The 17151-nt window shown below is 31.5% G+C and carries 14 protein-coding genes; 3 read left to right on the forward strand and 11 right to left on the reverse strand.

From position 1 onward, the window contains the following. Positions 1-27: 27 nt before the first annotated feature. The 7 genes from AJ886_RS08505 to guaA all read right to left on the reverse strand — a co-directional run bounded on the left by AJ886_RS08505 (position 28) and on the right by guaA (position 9795). A complete protein-coding gene (locus AJ886_RS08505) occupies positions 28-510 on the reverse strand; it encodes a DNA-deoxyinosine glycosylase (RefSeq protein WP_044780115.1) in 483 nt (160 codons plus the stop codon). Further along, positions 507-2666, reverse strand: a complete 2160-nt coding sequence (locus AJ886_RS08510) for a polyribonucleotide nucleotidyltransferase (protein ID WP_070287641.1) — start codon at positions 2664-2666, stop codon at positions 507-509. Before AJ886_RS08510 ends, AJ886_RS08505 begins: the two co-directional genes overlap by 4 nt. 69 nt (positions 2667-2735) lie before the next feature. Beyond that, complete coding sequence (locus AJ886_RS08515; protein WP_070287548.1) at positions 2736-4784, reverse strand: LPS-assembly protein LptD; 2049 nt, start codon at positions 4782-4784, stop codon at positions 2736-2738. Continuing rightward, complete coding sequence (locus tag AJ886_RS08520; RefSeq protein WP_070287549.1) at positions 4774-5226, reverse strand: RDD family protein; 453 nt, start codon at positions 5224-5226, stop codon at positions 4774-4776. Before AJ886_RS08520 ends, AJ886_RS08515 begins: the two co-directional genes overlap by 11 nt. Continuing rightward, positions 5223-6473: a phosphoribosylamine--glycine ligase gene (purD, locus tag AJ886_RS08525; protein ID WP_002861945.1), complete on the reverse strand. Its 1251-nt coding sequence runs from the start codon at positions 6471-6473 to the stop codon at positions 5223-5225. The genes AJ886_RS08520 and purD overlap by 4 nt, the downstream gene beginning before the upstream one ends. 239 nt (positions 6474-6712) lie before the next feature. Then, positions 6713-8173, reverse strand: coding sequence for a hypothetical protein (locus AJ886_RS08530; RefSeq protein WP_002871009.1), 1461 nt, complete (start codon positions 8171-8173; stop codon positions 6713-6715). An 86-nt stretch (positions 8174-8259) separates the two neighbouring features. Next, positions 8260-9795 (reverse strand): glutamine-hydrolyzing GMP synthase, encoded by a 1536-nt coding sequence (gene guaA, locus AJ886_RS08535; protein WP_070252823.1) that lies wholly within the window; start codon positions 9793-9795, stop codon positions 8260-8262. Between the two features lie 138 nt (positions 9796-9933). On the opposite strand from guaA, the gene AJ886_RS08540 reads away from it, so the two are divergent. Genes AJ886_RS08540 through AJ886_RS08550 form a run of 3 tightly spaced genes read left to right on the forward strand, consistent with a single transcriptional unit; the run spans position 9934 to position 13421 of the window. Continuing rightward, positions 9934-10428, forward strand: coding sequence for a hypothetical protein (locus AJ886_RS08540; RefSeq protein ID WP_070276697.1), 495 nt, complete (start codon positions 9934-9936; stop codon positions 10426-10428). Then, positions 10421-12223 carry an excinuclease ABC subunit UvrC gene (gene uvrC / locus AJ886_RS08545; RefSeq protein ID WP_070287550.1) on the forward strand — a complete coding sequence of 601 codons (1803 nt, stop codon included), beginning with the start codon at positions 10421-10423 and terminating at the stop codon, positions 12221-12223. The genes AJ886_RS08540 and uvrC overlap by 8 nt, the downstream gene beginning before the upstream one ends. 1 nt (position 12224) lies before the next feature. Continuing rightward, positions 12225-13421: a hypothetical protein gene (locus AJ886_RS08550; protein WP_070286642.1), complete on the forward strand. Its 1197-nt coding sequence runs from the start codon at positions 12225-12227 to the stop codon at positions 13419-13421. On the opposite strand, the gene AJ886_RS08555 is transcribed toward AJ886_RS08550, so the two are convergent. The 4 genes from AJ886_RS08555 to AJ886_RS08570 form a co-directional block, all read right to left on the reverse strand. After that, positions 13418-14320, reverse strand: a complete 903-nt coding sequence (locus AJ886_RS08555) for a radical SAM protein (RefSeq protein ID WP_070287551.1) — start codon at positions 14318-14320, stop codon at positions 13418-13420. The genes AJ886_RS08550 and AJ886_RS08555 overlap by 4 nt on opposite strands. Then, positions 14317-15339, reverse strand: coding sequence for a uroporphyrinogen decarboxylase (gene hemE, locus AJ886_RS08560; RefSeq protein WP_070283102.1), 1023 nt, complete (start codon positions 15337-15339; stop codon positions 14317-14319). Before hemE ends, AJ886_RS08555 begins: the two co-directional genes overlap by 4 nt. A gap of 183 nt (positions 15340-15522) precedes the next feature. Then, positions 15523-15843 (reverse strand): invasion antigen CiaC, encoded by a 321-nt coding sequence (gene ciaC, locus AJ886_RS08565; protein WP_070286640.1) that lies wholly within the window; start codon positions 15841-15843, stop codon positions 15523-15525. A 55-nt stretch (positions 15844-15898) separates the two neighbouring features. Further along, positions 15899-17098 (reverse strand): MFS transporter, encoded by a 1200-nt coding sequence (locus AJ886_RS08570; RefSeq protein ID WP_002861936.1) that lies wholly within the window; start codon positions 17096-17098, stop codon positions 15899-15901. Positions 17099-17151: the final 53 nt, after the last annotated feature.

Here is a 17151-nt window from a genome sequence, read left to right on the forward strand (position 1 = left end):
TTTCTTGCTTGGGTGATGCTTAGTTTGCTATTTTGTAAATTTTTTGATTATTTCATAGTTTTGTAAAAGCTGTTCAAAAGAAAAATTTAAATTTGCAGGAGAAGTTGAGGGTAGGGCTACGGCTTTTAAATGAGAGTGAAATTTAGTAAAAAATTTATAAGCACTTTGTCCGGTGGTAAAAATGGCTTGGATTTTGGCTTGAGAAAGGATCAGGTTTAAATCATTAGCTTTTGCATAACTTATGGTTTTATCATCTGAATTTTTTATCTTGCAACTTTGAAGTACATCCCAAAGAGCGATATGTTTTTTTCTTAAAAAGGCTTGTTGTTCTGTGATATTTTCTAATTTTACATCAAAAAGTGTTTCTAGTATAGGCCAAAAACGATTTCTTGGGTGTTGATAATAAAAGCCGTCTTGTCTTGATTTAATAGAAGGAAAAGAGCCCAAAATTAAGATTTTAGAATCCTTGTCAAAAAAAGGCTCAAAAGGGTGAGTTAGAAATTCACTCACTCGCACAAATCCACAGAAATTTTTCCGTTTTTAATTTCGCTGATTTTAACTTTTAAGCTTTGGTTTTCGCTTAAATTAAGATGCTTGCTTTTTGAACTATGCAATAAACCATCAACACCATTTTTAAGTTCCACAAAGGCTCCAAAAGGAGCGATTTTTTTAACAATACCTTGAAATTCTTGCCCAAGTTCAAAGTCTGATATATCTTTGTCTTTAGAGCCTTTTTTAGTTCCTTTTTGAGAGCTTGTGATGTTTATGATGTAGTCTTTTGCGGCTTTGATTTGCTCGTTTTGATTACCTGCTATTTTTACTTCACCTTTTTCGCGATCTAAGTCTATAGAAACGCCAAATTTTTCTATGATTTCTTTGATGGTTTTTCCAGCTTGCCCTATGATATCAACGATTTTTGAAGGATCAACGCTAAAAAGCTCAAGTTTAGGTAAAACTTCTTCATTGACTACGATTTCTTTGGCGGCTTCTTCCATGATATTTAGGATGTGAATTCTTCCTTCTTTGGCTTGGTATAAAGCTTGTTTTAGTGTTTCTTGATCGATTCCGCCTAGTTTTATATCCATTTGAAGAGCAGTAACGCCGTCTTTGCTTCCTGCTACTTTAAAGTCCATATCCCCATCATGATCTTCAAGTCCCATGATATCTGTTAAAACAGCAAATTTGTTATCTTCAAAGATAAGCCCCATGGCTACTCCTGCAACAAGTTTTAAGCTTGGCACTCCTGCTGCTTTTAGGGCTAAAGATCCGCCACAAACCGTTGCCATAGAACTTGAGCCATTGCTTTCTAAAATTTCACTGACTAAGCGGATTACATAAGGATAGTTTTCATCTATGCTTGGATAAAGTGCTCTTTTGGCTAAATTTCCATGTCCTAGCTCTCTTCTTCCTGGAGCTTTGATAGGACTTGCTTCGCCTACTGAAAAACCTGGAAAATTATAATTTACCATAAAGCGTTCGCTTATAGGATTTTTTTCTGTAAGCAAGTCTATCATTTGAGCATCGTTTTCTCCGCCTAAGGTTGCAACCACTAGAGCTTGAGTTTGTCCACGAGTGAAAAGACAAGAGCCATGAGCGTTTGGCAAGAGATTGGTTTCTATACTGATAGGACGCACCTCGTTTAAACTTCTACCATCAGCTCTTTTGCCTTCATTTAAAATTTGCTCACGAATAAGTTTGCGTTTGACTTTAGCTAAGGTATTTAAGATACTTTCTTCGCTCCAGTCTTTAGCGATTTCAAGATTTAAAATTTCTTTAGCAATTTTATTTAGTTCGCTTGCTCTTTCGCTTTTTGCCATTTGGTTGATGGCTTCTTTGATTTGTTTTTGGAAATTATTTTCTATAAAAGCTAAAATTTCAGGATGTTCAATCTCATTTTTTAGTTCGATTTGAGAATTTTTTTTGTGTTTGCTAAAGGCTTCTTCATAAGCATTTGAACCATTTAATATAGCTTTTTGAGCTAAATTTAGAGCTTCTAAAATTTCATCTTCGCTAAGTTCATTCATATTTTGTGAAGTGGTTTGAGTTAAAACATCAGCATAAGGAGCTTCGATAAAGATTTCATTTTCTTTTTGATCGGGTAAGGTTCTCATTTCTATCATCAAAAGCTCATCTTTTACACCTGCTACATAGAGATCTAGAGTGCTATTTTGAAGCTCTTCATTGTTTGGATTGAGTATGAAATTTCCATCTATCTTTCCTATGCGAACACCGCACACTGGAGCTTTCATAGGTATATCACTAAGATAAAGTGCCACGCTTGCGGCATTTAAGCTCATTACTTGCAAATCTACTTTAGGATCAGCTGAGAGAACCATCACAACGATTTGAGTTGGATAAGCATAGCCTTTTGGAAAAAGAGGGCGCAAGCTTCTATCGATAATACGTGCTGTTAAGGTTTCTGCATCGCTTGGCTTGGTTTCTCTTTTAACATAGCCACCAGGGATTTTTCCTGCGGCATAAGCTTTTTCGATGTATTGAACGGTTAGAGGTAAAAAATCTTCTTCAACTTGTTTTTCTTCTCTTGCAACTGTAGCTAGAACAACGCTTTTGCCTTGTCTCATTAAAACAGCACCAGCAGCTTGTTTGGCGACTTTATCTATATCAAATATTTCTGTATTTTTGTTAATTTCTATGCTGTATTGCATTATTTTCCCTTTTTTACCAGATAATAAATTCGTAAAATTTTTTAAAATATTTAGCAAATTTCATCCTTTTTAAATTTTGTTTTCACTTTCTGCTAAAGAGAAATCGTATTTTACTCCTCCTAAAGGATAGAAGTTGAAAATAAAATAAACTCCGCTTTGATTTTTAGCTGTGATACCACCACTTGTGAGTTGTGGATCGATTCTTTCTCTATACATTAAAGAATAGTTCCAACATTTTCTTTGATAGGTATAGCCAAGTTCCCACATGTTTGCATGAGCTCTTTGAGTATCAAACCAAATTCCACCAAATAAATTGTAATTAGGTGTGGCAATATAATTTGCTCTTGTGCCAATAAAGCTATATTTTCCATACTCATCGTTTTGATAAGCATGAGAAAACATCCAATTAAATTTTGAATTTGTATTGACTTCTATTTGGCTGATGACATTGGTAAAGCGACTTTGCTCATAAGAGTAAAGCACTTCGCTGTTGAGATTGATGTTTTCATTAAAATAATAAGTTAAAAGATTTTCAAGTTTATAGAATTTATTTTGTTTATTGAGATAGTCAAGTGAAAATCTGTGTTTGAGTTTTTTTTGTCCTTCGTTGTTATAGAAATATTGTACAGCATAAAGACTTGTATGTTCGTTTTCTTTGTCGTATTCTTCAAGATAATCTTGCGTGATTTTACCTGATTTTGCTCCTGGTAAAATGTAATTCACTCCTAAATTTAAAGTATGAAAGAAATTTTCATAAGCTTTTGAAAGATCGGTGTAGAGATTAAAATCATGAGTGTTTCTAAAATAATGCTCATGGTTTCTTTCGGGATCGTTGCTATAATTTACAAAAGAAGCATAAAATCTTTCTGTAAAAGTAAAGTGTAAAAAGTTTCCAAAAAAAGCATTGTGATACGAGATAGGCAAGTCTAAATTTAACTCATTTGCATAAGAACCAGCAGGTCGGTAAAAATTATGAAATGAAGCATCAAATGAATAACGTAAGCGTTCATCAAAAAGGTTATTTAAAAATCTATGATATTGAAAGCTTGGATATTCTTGCAAGGTTGTATTGTTGCTAAGTTTAGATGTGTCGATATAATATCTTGCATAAGCTCCATAAAAATTGTTTTCATCAGCTAAAAAATAATTGATTTTGGAGGTTACAAGCGAGTTAAGATCTCGATAATCTCTACTTCCTAAATTTAAATAATCCACATCGTTGAGATAGGTTGCATCTATCCATAGACCTTCTTGAAAATTATCACTGAGCAAAGATTTGATTAAATCATCTCTTGAGTATTTTAGTTCTATTCCATAGTGGGTTTGGTTTTTCAAATTTTCATCGTGAAAATAGGAGCTATTTTCTCTAAAAGCACCAAAATTTAATTCTCCTGTTGAATATGGAGAATCAAGAAATCTTAAAGTAGAATAAAGTCCAAAACCACGGTTTGTTCGAATTTGTGGATCAAGTTCTAAATCCCAATTTTCTTGAGTGGCAATATAAATAGGTTGTTCATAGTATAAGCCTTCGCTACTTTTTAAAACGATTTTTGGGATTAAAAGTCCGCTTTGTCTATGAGTATCAGCACTAAATCCAAAATAAGGTAGATAAAAAACCGGGGTATTTTTAACATATAATCTTGCATTGTAAAGATGAACAAAATTGGTTTCCCGGTTAAGCCAGCCTTTTGAAAAACGAATTTCCCAATCAGGATCTTCAACATTGCAGCTTGAAACTGCTGAAATTTTACTTTCAAAGACTTTATCATTTAGATGGCTTGTTTTGCTTTGAAACCATACTTCAAGATTATTATTGGAAAAGAAAAAATTACTAAAATCGGCTTGATTGGAATTTAGGTTGATTTTAGCATAATCAGAATGTGATCTTTCGTTTTGTCCCCTTAGGATGTTAACATCACCAAAAAGCTCAACATCTCCGGTTTTTTCATTGTAAATTGCTTTATTGGCAGTGATGAAATAAAAATCAGAAAAAATAATAACATCATTGTTTGCAGTAAGAATATCACCTTCTTTTTTTGCATCAAGAGCGTAAATATCAACTTGTGCTGCACTTAAAGCTATGCTAGTTCCTAGCAATAAGGAAAATTTACGCCACATCGACTACTATTGTCCTTGCTAGATAATCCTCCCAAGCTTTGCGTAAATCATTGCTTAAAGCCCAAGCAAATCCAAGCATAAATGCCATAGCACTAACCTGTCTTATGGCAGATCTGATGCAACTTTGGATGAGATTGGGTTTGTCAAGAATATTTTCATCCAAGATGATAATTTTGCATAATATTTTTCCCAAACTTGCCCCATAAAGATAAGTAAAAATTGCTTGATAACTAAAATGAAGCAAGATGAAGCCAAGATAAAAATTTCCTATAATTTGAGTTGTTTCAAATAAATCTTTTGCTTGGATTAGACGATCATAAAAAATGATAAACACAATCAAAGAAATAATCATATCATCGATTAAAAAAGCTAGAACTCTTTTTCCAAAACTTGCTATTTTTAGATTTTCACGCTCTAAGCGGTCTTGTAAATTTTCTTTCATTTAAGAACCTGATGAGCGATGTCTTTTCTGTATTGCTTTCCTTTGAAATTTACATTATCACAAAGTTTATAAGCATTTTTTTGCGCTTCTTCTATACTTTTTCCTGTGCCAACGCAAACCAAAACTCTTCCACCATCAGCCATTAATTTGCCATCTTCTAGGCTTACTCCAGCATAAGAGATATGAGAGTTTTCAGGAATGTTATTTACAGTAATTTCACTTTTTGGTGAACTTTTGTAAGGATAGTTTTCACTCGCGCATACAACCCCTACTGCAAATTCTTTTTTGATTTTGATTTTTGTGTGTCTTAAGCGTCTTTGAGTAGCAGCTAAAATAAGCTCCAAAGGATTTTCGATTAAAGGCATTAAAACTTCACATTCAGGATCGCCAAAGCGAACATTAAATTCTAATACATAAGGTTTATTTCCAACGATCATAGCACCTATAAATAAAACACCACAAAATTCCGCTCCTTCTTTTTTCATGCCTGCTAAAGTCGGTAAAATAATATCTTTTTGAACTTTTCTAAGCAAGCTTTCATTCGCTAAAGAGCTAGGAGCGTAAGCACCCATTCCGCCAGTATTTGGCCCTTGATCATTATCGAGTAATTTTTTGTGATCTTGTGCTACAGGAAGTAAAACAAAATCATTGCCATCACATACTGCAAAAATGCTTAATTCATAACCATCTAAAAATTCTTCAATTACAACGAGTTTTCCAGCATCTCCAAAGCTTTCTCCACTCAGCATTTTAGCTGTTTCTTCTATGGCTTCTTCATGAGTCTTAGCTATGATAACACCTTTTCCTGCACAAAGTCCATCGGCTTTTACTACTATAGGAGGGGTTAAACTATGTATAAAATTTTTTGCTTTTTCAATATCATTTGTGTTTAAAAATTTGGCTGTTTTGATACGGTATTTTTTAAGAAAGCTTTTCATAAAAGATTTTGAGGTTTCAAGCATTGCAGCAGCTTTACTTGGCCCAAAAATAGCAAGTCCTTGTTGTTTAAAAATATCTACAACACCTTCAGCTAAAAAACTTTCACTTCCTACTATACAAAGATCAAAACCTTTTTCTTTCGCATAGGTTGCTAAAACTACTGGATCTTTTAGGTTTAAATTTGTTCCAAGACTTTCGGTAGCGCCATTTCCAGGAGCAAAATAAAACTCTAAATTTTTGTCTACTCTTCTTAAGGCTAAAGCAATAGAATATTCTCTTGCACCACTACCCAAAATCATTATTTTCATTTATATCTCCTTTTAAACCCAAACAGCCGTTTAACAAAGATTGACCCCAAAAAGTCAAAGAAAACCGCTAGGTAATTTTTAAAGGCTGCAACTTCTCGCTTTTTTTAAAGCTCAAACGATGCCACAGAACACGGTAAATCACACAATCGCAGTTAATAAAAATGTGTTGGATCACTTTAAATACCACAAACTGTTTAGGCAAGGAAATTATAACTTAATTTAGCTTAAATTTCTATGTCTTAAATCAGTTTAAATTTGGTTTTTCCTGATTTGTCAAAATGCTTTCCTTGTAAAATAATATCGGCAACATTTTCCCAAACATGTTTTTCATCAATATAGACTATATCAAAGGTGTTATCACGCATTAAAGACTGATAATTCACTTTTTTAGGTGCGTATTTTACTAAATAATATGGATTTTGTGAAAAGTTTTCAATTTTTAATTTGCATAATAAATCTAAATCCGATGTGACAACTAAAAATTTTTTTCTTTGTTCTTTTGTAATTTTTTGAATATACACTAAAAGTTTTTGATCAAAAGGATTTAGAGCGGATTTATTTAAGCGACTTAAGTAATGTTCTGCAAAAGAAAGAGAACAGAAAGAATTTTCTATATTGCTCATAGTAAAATAAGAATTTTTAACCCCTGATGATTTTAAAGATAAGTGCCAAATTTTAACATCCATTATGGTTGCACATAGATTTAAACCTGTGACAATTTTTTTAAAGAGCTTTTCTCGTGAAAGCTTAAAAGCATTTTCGAAAATATTGTAATTTTTCTTATAAAAATCCTCCCTTATAGCATCAAGTCTTTTTAGTGTTGTTCTGTAGTATTCTGCTTCTTTTTGTAGCTTAGCCAATCTTTCTTGCCGTGCTTTAAGTTTTTCAGGGTCTGCATTGGCCGCATTACTTTTAAGATTTATTTCAGATTGTAAAGTTTTCATTTGTGCTTCAAGTGAGGCTAGACGATTTTTTCTTGTATCTATGGTGGCTACTAAAGCTTGGTAATGACACTGCAAAGATAAAAAAGTTTCGTTAAAAATTTTAGTGATATTTGGTTTTTGATCAGCTATCATTTGTTTATATGAATTCTCTAAATGCATCATGATGCTTTTTAATGCGCTAAATTGGGTTTGGTCTATGCTATTATCCATAAAAATTAAAGTATCATAAGCTTTAAATAAAAATCTTTTAAGTATAAGATAATCAAGTATGCAAGGAATTTCCTTTTCATCTTGTAGATTGGCTTGAAGCGTTTCTACGGATAAAATTTCATGGGCAAAATATTTTTGTATAGCTTGAGGTATAGTAAAAGAAAGAGGAATTTTTTCTATACTGTCAAAGTCTGTTGTTCTATAGAGTTCTGTTATATAAGCACTTCTTCTTGAGTTTTGCAAGTCTTCTAATTCATCATCATTATCAGTTTTCCAAAAATCATGCTCAGTGATAAAATCCCCTTCTTTAAATTCTTGAAATTTTGAAGGTTTTATACCCGTTATGGTTTTGCTTGTTTGAACGGGCTTGCCGTCTTCTGCTTTTTTTTCGCTAGAAAGAGTTCTAAATTCCACAAGCATACCAACACTTGGCATGCTTTTTTTATCATTCCAAATTTGGCGATTGAAGTCAAAAAAGGTATTTGCTGAGTTTGTAACGGTTCCACGTCCTGTAGAATCCATATAAATAGCTATTTTTCCATGCATATTTCTTCCTTGAAATTTCTTAAATAAATTCTAGCCTTATTTTTATAAAAATTTTATAATAAAAATAAGAGCTAGAAAAAAATGGATCATTCCCATTCTATGGTTGCAGGTGGTTTGCTTGAGATATCATAAACAACGCGGTTTATACCTTCTACTTCATTGATGATACGGCGACTTATGTTTTCTAAAACTTCGTAAGGTAAATGCGAGAAAGTAGCTGTCATACCATCACTTGCATCTACAACGCGTATACAAACTGCATTATCATAAGTGCGGTTATCCCCCATAACCCCAACGCTTTTAACATTTAAAAGTACGCAAAATGCTTGCCAAGTTTTATCATACCAGCCGGTGCTTTTAAGTTCTTCAAGTAAAATTACATCAGTCTTGCGCAATAGTTCTAAACTAGGGCGATTTACTTCTCCCATAATGCGTATAGCAAGCCCTGGTCCAGGGAAAGGATGGCGATAAACTACTTCTTTGCTAAGTCCAAGCTCAAGTCCTAGGGCACGCACTTCATCTTTAAAAATTTCTTTTAAAGGCTCTATGAGTTTAAGATTCATTTTTTCAGGCAAGCCCCCTACATTATGATGGCTTTTAATGGTTTTGCTTGCACCTACAACAGAACTTTCTATGATATCAGTATAAAGTGTTCCTTGAGCGAGATATTTTACATCTTTATGTTTTTTTGCTTCTTCTTCAAAAACTTCTATAAAGGTATTTCCTATGATTTTTCTTTTTTGCTCAGGATCTCTAACATTAGCCAAGCGACTTAAGAAAATTTCACTTGCATCAATGCTGATAAGATCGATACCTAAGGTATTTTTAAACATAAATTCAACTTGTTCTTTTTCTCCGCTCCTTAAAAGTCCATTGTCTACAAAAACTACTATAACTTGCTCTTTTATAGCACTGGCTAAAAGTGCAGCAACTACACTACTATCTACTCCGCCACTTACAGCACAAAGCACTTTATCACTGCCTACTTCTTCACGGATTTTTTCTGCTTGAGTTTTTGCAAAAGAACCCATATTCCAAACACTTTCGCAATTACAAGCGTATTTAGCAAAATTTTTTAAGATATTTTTGCCAAATTCACTGTGTTGCACTTCTGGGTGAAATTGCAGAGCAAAAAATTTCTTATCTTCGTTGCCAAAAACACAAAAAGGACTATTTTCACTTGTGGCTAAAACTTCAAAACCTTGAGGTAAATTTTCTACTTTATCAGAATGACTCATCCAAACAGTTTGTTTTTTTGGAAGATTTTTAAATAAAGCACTATCTTTTTTAACTTCTATATTTGCTTTACCATATTCTTTATGTCCTGCAGGTGCAACTGTAGCTTTGTAATGATGTGCCATAAGCTGCATACCATAACAAATTCCAAGAACAGGTAAACCCAAGTCAAATATGCCTTTATCGCAAAAATACGCATCAGTTGCATATACGCTTGCTGGACCTCCACTTAAAATAATACCTTTTGGTTCTTTTGCTTTGATATCAGCTAAGCTTACATTAAAAGGTAAAATTTCTGCATAAACTCCTTGTTCCCTTAAGCGTCTTGCTATAAGCTGAGTGTATTGAGAGCCAAAGTCTAAAACTAAAATATCTGCTTTTTTCATTATTTACCACCTATGTAATTGTTCGTATTTTTTAATGGTTTTTACCGAGCCATTTTGTTCATAGCTTGTGTATTGAGGGTTGCCTTTATATCCGCAAGCACAGAAGAAAATTAAGAAAAGAAATGCTAAAATCATCTTATGGGAAAAAGAAATAATATTAAGATGACTAAAAACGCTAGTGCTGTTATTAATGAATTGATGGATAAACCTCATTATAAGCCTTTAAAAACCTTATTTTTTTGCAAAGATTTTTTAAGTTCTTTTCCGCTTGCTAAGCAACGTTTGATTGCTAAAATTTATGTAAAAAATCATATTTTAAATATAATAACCTTACATCCAGCAGCTTATCAAGAATTAAATCATGATGATAGCAAAATTTATATTAAATTTCTCATAAAAGCATATGGACAAAAATATCCTTTAAGTGGATTTATTGATATAAAAGATATAAAAATCTTTTCCCAAAAATACACTTATGCAGCAAATAAAAACAAAAATGATGAAAAACTCTCTAAAAATTCTTATTTGGAGCTTTCTAAGGGTGAATTTAAAAATTGCTTTAAAGATGAAAAATTATTTAAGAAATTTGAAGATTTAAGAGAACTTATCAAAAAGGGTTCTAATCTTGACTAAAGAGAATTTAGAAAATGAGTTAAAAACTCTTCCCAATAGCACTGGAGTTTATCAATACTTCAATCAAGAAGGAAAGCTTTTATATGTAGGTAAGGCTAAAAATCTTAAAAATCGTATCAAATCTTATTTTGCTTTTACTCCAAATTTACACGCAAATCCAAGAAATTCTTTAAGAATTCAAAAAATGATTGAAGAAACAGTGCATTTGGAATTTATCACTACTAATTCAGAAGCTGATGCTTTGATTTTAGAAAATTCTTTTATCAAACAACTGCATCCAAAATATAATATTTTACTAAGAGATGATAAAACTTATCCTTATATTTATGTGGATTTTGAAGAAGAATTCCCACGCTTTGAGATCACTAGAAAATTGGTAAAAAAAAGCAAAATCAAATATTTTGGTCCTTTTTTTAAAGGTGCTAGAGAGCTTTTAGATGCGCTTTATTTATATTATCCTTTAAAGCAAAAAGCAAGTTGTAAATCCCCTTGTATTTTTTATCAAATTTCTCGTTGTCTTGCGCCTTGCGATAAACGCATCAGCAGGGAAAAATACCTTGAAATTTTAGATGAGGCTATGCACGCACTTTTAAATCCTAGTATTTTAATAAAAAATTTAGAAAAACAAATGCTTGTTTTAGCACAGAATGAAAATTACGAAGAAGCAGCTAAAGTAAGGGATCAGATTGCAACGATTAAAGATTTGGAAGTTAAGGTTGAAATAGATATTGCAAAATTAGAAGATTTTGAAGTATTTGCTTTAGCCTTTGAAAATTCCATGCTTTCAACCTTACGCTTTGTGGTGCAAAATGGAAAAATTATCAGTGCAAATTCTAAGATTACTCCTATAAAAAATGATATACAAGAGGATAAAAATGAAATTTATAAGCAATTGATTTTAGAAAATTTTAGTATGGACATTCCTTTGCTTGCAAATGTTATTTATGTTTATGAAGAATTTGAAGATAGAGTGCTTTTAGAAGAAATTTTAAGCCAAAGATTTGATAAAAAAATCAGTATTAAAATCCCTAAAATAGGAGAAAAAAGAAGAATTTGTGATTTGGCTTTTCAAAATGCCCTTTTAAATATAGAAAAAGAGCAAAAAAATCATGGTTTTACTATACAAAAAGAATTAAAGTCTTATTTTGAGCTTGAAAATTTACCAAATGATATAGAAATTTTTGATAATTCTCATTTGCAAGGCGTGGCAAATGTTGGAGCTATGGTAGCTTATAGAATAAATTCTTGGGATAAGTCAAAATATCGAAAATTTCATTTAAAACATAAAAATGATTATGATCAAATGCGTGAAGTTTTAACGCGTAGGGCTTTGGACTTTGATAAAATACCCCCTCCTGATTTATGGCTTATAGATGGAGGAAAGGCTTTGCTTGATTTGGCTAAAGAAATCATTGTAAGTAGTGGAGCTAATGTCGATATTTTAGCTATTTCAAAAGAAAAGATCGATGCAAAAGCACATAGGGCTAAAGGAGGTGCTAAGGATAAAATTCATTCCTTAAAAGGAGAATTTAGCTTAAGTATTAACGATAAAAAACTACAATTCTTACAGAAATTAAGAGATGAAGCACACCGTTTTGCTATCAGCTTTCATCAAAATACTAAGAAAAAACAGGACTTGAAAAGTTCTAAGCTTGCAAATTTAGGACTTAGTTCAGGGGTTATACAAAAACTTTTAGCGTATTATGGAAATTTTGAATCTATATATAAGGCTGATTTTAAAGATCTTGCAATGCTTGTAGGCAAGAAAGCGGCGCAAAAAATAAAGGAAAATTGATTTGATATTAGCAGGGATAATTTTTATTTTTAATCTAATTTTAGCGTATTTAAGTATTGATATCTCAAAGCTTGATAGTGTTGCTGAACAACTGAAAATAGGTATGTTTTCTAGCATTTTTGTTTTATCTTTAACACTTTTTATTTTTGCTTTTAGACGAAATAGAAATATAAACAAAATATATCAAAAAATTTTTTGCATGCAAAATGATTTTTTAAATTTTCAAAAAAAGATTGATGTTGATAGTGCGCTTGATTTGTTAAAGGAAAAATTTGAAACTACGGGACAAAATTTAACTAAAATATCCCATGAAAAAGACAGATATTTGCATTTATTAGAAGAAAATTTATATCAGCTTGGAAATATATCCAATGCAATGCGTTGCTTAAATGAAGGGTATAATAAAGAAATTAATTCTTTGATTTTAAATGCCTTAAATTCTCAAAAAGATCAAATTAGATTAGAATTAAATGAGGCTTTAGAGCATCATAAAAGCATTATAGGGACATCTCATGGAAAGGTTTTGCAGTTTGAAGCAAGTGTGGCTATAGTTAATAATGATGAGCTTGAAAATTTTTTACTTGCAAATTTACTTTCGTATTTTGGCATAGAAAGTACTTGTTTTAAAAATTTAAGTTTTGATGTTAATGACTTTCATTTGATTTTTATCAAGGATAAAATTTTAAATGAAAATGTAAAGAAAAACTATGATTTTATAGTGATGGGTCGGCATAAAAATACACATTATGAGTATTTTTTAACTTTACCTTTTGAAAAAAAAGATCTTGAAAATATTTTGCAAAACAAGCTTGATAAGGTTTGCACTTTAAAATTTAAAACCCCTTATCAAAATAATGTATTGCTTTTTAAACAAAATGATTTTGATGCAACCTTATTTTTCAATATAATAGAAAAACAATGCGATAAAAATATATGTATAAATTCTTTTAGTCAATTAAAACAAGAATTAAGCAAGGAGACTTATCGTTTGATTTTGCTTGATTATGAATTAATTAAATTTGATCTTGAGCAAATGAGAAATTTGCTAAGTGCTTATAAAAAACAGCATCCACAAAGCCATATCATCTTTTTTTCAAAGGAAAAAGTTAGGGATTTTGATTGTGTGAGTGAAGTTTTAAGTGATGTAAGTAGAAATGATCTTATAACTTTACTTAGAAAGTATTTACCAAAGGTCTAAACTTTATAAAATTTAACTCCAGCTAAATCGAGAATTTTTACCTTTTTTTCTTTGATAAGTTGATTTAAGAGAGTTTTGGATTGTTCATCAAATTTCACTTCAATGTCTATTTCGCTTTGTGAGCGTAAATGAAGCATTTTTAATAATTCTTCTTCATTGAAGCTTATTTTTTCACCTTCATAATGCCTTTTGGCTAAGAGTACAGGGGTAGAATCTATAAGTTTGGAAAGTTCTAAAAGTTTTTCTTCGCTTACTTTTTTAACGGCATAAGCAGGAGGTCTATCTATGGTACTTAGATCAACTCTTAAAGGTATGATTTTTTTTAAAGCTTGATTGAGCGCTTTAAATTCTTCTTCGTTGTCATTAAGATCTTTAACAACTAGAATTTCCATAATCAAATCTCCATTAAACCTAGCTCTAAAATCTGCCATTTTTTCTATCATTTTTTCTAAGTCAATGTTTTTTAAAGCTCTATCAATACGATAAAAAGTTTTAGCAACTGCACTATCTAGGCTAAATTTGACCACATCTAGTTTTAGCAAAGCATTAAATTTGTCTTCATCTAATACAGCTGTGCCATTGCTTAAAATAAGCAATTTTTTATCTTTAGCAATGCTGCGTAAAGATAAAATAAGCTCATTTAAATAAGGATAAAGACTAGGCTCTCCGTTGGCAGTAAGGGTAAGAAAATCAAATTCAACATTTTTTTCAAGCACAACTTTAACTTCGGAGATAATTTTATCTATGCTGATAATTTCATCCTGTTTTTCTTGGGCTTTTTTTGGATCAAGCTCACAATAAACACAATCAAAATTGCATTGTTTTTTACTAGGGCTTAAATCTATACCCAAAGATCTTCCAAAACGCCTTGAGCTAACAGGACCAAAGAGTATTTTCATTTAGCTGAACTTTCTTGTACAAGCTTGATAAAATATTTTGCATTTTCAACAGGAATATCAGGCAAGATCCCATGTCCTAAGTTGAAAATATGAGCTTTATTTTGCATGGTTTTTAGTATTTTTTCCACTCCTTCTTTGATGGCATTTTTATCATAAAGTCTGCAAGGCTCCATGTTGCCTTGAAGAGTGTATTTGTGTGATAGTTTATCACGTGCTAAATCAAGCGGAGTGCTCCAATCAACCCCAAAAACATCAAAATTACCATCGATTCTATCCAAATAACCGCTAATGCCTTTAGGGAATAAAATTACAGGTATATTTGAGTATTTGCTTTTAATAAAATTTGAAATTTCAAGCATATAATTAAAAGAGAATTCAAAAAACTTATCGTATTCTAAAGCACTTGCCCAGCTATCAAAAATTTGTACAGCATTGGCACCTGCTTTAATTTGCTCTTCTAAATAAAGTTTTAAAACTTGAGTTAGTTTGTTTAGAATTTTATGTAAAAGTTCTGGGTTTTGATAGAGCATTTTTTTACACTTTGCATAATTTTTACTTCCGCCTCCTTCTATCATATAGGTAGCTATAGTCCAAGGGCTTCCGCAAAATCCTATTAAAGCCTTGTTTTGAGATAATTTTTCTCTAGTAAGCTTTAAGGCATCATAGACATAATTTAATTTTTTATGCGCATTTTGATCGTCAAGTTTTTCTAAGTCTTCTAGGGTTGAAATAGGATTATCAAAAATAGGCCCTTCTCCTTTTTCAAAGCGTAAATTCATGCCCATTTCGAGAGGAACAACTAAGATATCTGAAAAAATGATTGCTGCATCTACATCTAAAATATCAATAGGCTGTAAAGAAACTTCAGAAGCTTTTTTATAGTCTTTACACAAAGAGAGAAAATCGCCCGCTTGTTTTCTTACTTCCATATATTCTGGCAAATATCTTCCTGCTTGACGCATCATCCAAATAGGGGTATAGGGTGTAGGTTTTTTAAAGCAAGCATCAATAAAAATCATTATTTTCCTTTGTTTTTGGCAAAATTATAACAGAAATTGATAAATTAAATTGGTCAATTTTTCTATATTTGCTTCATATAAAGGAAATAATAAATTTTTTCATTTTATCTGGAGTTATTAGAAAATTTACGAGAATTATTGGAATTCTCGTTTATGTAATTTGAGTTTTGATTGATTTGTATATTAAGCCTTTGTATTGTTTGTGGCATTTCCTGCGTCAATTGTAGCAAAAAGCTTATTTAGCAAAGTCTCCTCATTTTTTTTGTATTGATCTTCTTTCATTTTTTGCCAAGCATAAGATCTAAAATCTTCTCTAACAGCACCAAGATCAATGTCTTCGTTGGTAAATTTGCTTGAACTTGTTTTTTCTTCTTCCTTTTCTTCTTTGTTTTTTGCTTCATTTAATGTGGCTTGAAATTCATCTGCTGAAGTATTTTTCTCTTTAACCTTTGTTGTGGTGCTAAAAATAGCATTTGATGTTTTTTGAGTATTATCTACTACCATTTTCTCCTCCTTTATTTAACTTTACATTAAACAAACAAGCAATTTCTATTCCAATTTATATCTTTTTTAAACTTTTTCTTTGAAATTTTTTATAATTTAATTTATCTTTGGCAAAAAGTAAGGCAAAAATCAAAGCAGGGCTTACAAAAAGTGCCGAAAATAAAGCATTAAATTCTATGCCCAATCCTGCTAAAACAATCCCACCTAAAAAACTTGCTAAAGCTATGCCTACATTAAAAGCTGCTTCATTTACACTTACTGTGCTGTCTATGACTTTATAAGTATGGCGTTTAGCTTTAGCAATGCTAAGCATTTTTAGCGCAGGTATAGTGGAAAAGGCAAAAAATCCTATCAAAGCTACGCTAAAAATGATTAAAATTTTAGAATGCATGGTGAGAAATACGCTTAAAAATACTAGAACTTGTATGCTTAAAATAAGACGCAGGGAAAAAATAGCACCTTTTTTATCTACTATTTTTCCGCCCCATAAATTTCCACAAATTGCACAAATTCCATATAAAAGTAAGATATAAGCTGTATCTTGGACTTTAAAACTGCTTATTTCTACGAGTAATTTTTGCAAATAAGTATAAAGAACAAATTGAGCCCCACAGCTACAAATGGTTATAGTATAAGTTTTTAACAAATTTTGATGCGAAAAAGCAGGGATTAGATTTTTAAGACTTGTTGGACTAGGATGTAAATTTTTGGGCATCATATGCCATACTCCAAAAAATGCTAGGCTTGTAATGATAAAAATAAGTAAAAAGATAAATTTAAAGCCAAAATAATGCCCTATGAAAGTTCCAAGTGGCACTCCAGTAACCAAGGCTACAGTAAGTCCTGTGACCATTATAGCTAGAGCGCTTGATTTTTTATCATCTGGGGTTATAGCACTTACAGCTAAGGTAGCAATGACAAAAAATACTCCATGTTGTGTTCCTGCTACAAAACGCGCAAACGCTGTAAGATAGAAATTTTGGCTAAAAAAGATAATGAAATTTGCTAAAGCAAAAATTCCAAGATTGATTAAAAGTTGTGTATGTCTGTGAAAACGACTTAAAGGTATAGTAATAAGAGGAGCACCTATAACAACACCTATAGCATATAAGGTTGTAAGATAGCCCGCAGTTTTTGCATCTACGCTAAAATACGCTTCAACATCAACCAAAACTCCTGCCATAACAAATTCGGTTACACCCATACAAAAAGCACTAAGAGCTAGTGCAAAAAGAGCTTTTTTGTAATTTTGCATTTTAATTTCCTTATAAAAATAAAAACGCATTATAATAAAATAAAGGCTTAATT

It is taken from the genome of Campylobacter sp. BCW_6465 (assembly GCF_001762815.1).
In the GTDB taxonomy this organism is placed as follows: Bacteria; Campylobacterota; Campylobacteria; order Campylobacterales; family Campylobacteraceae; genus Campylobacter_D; species Campylobacter_D jejuni.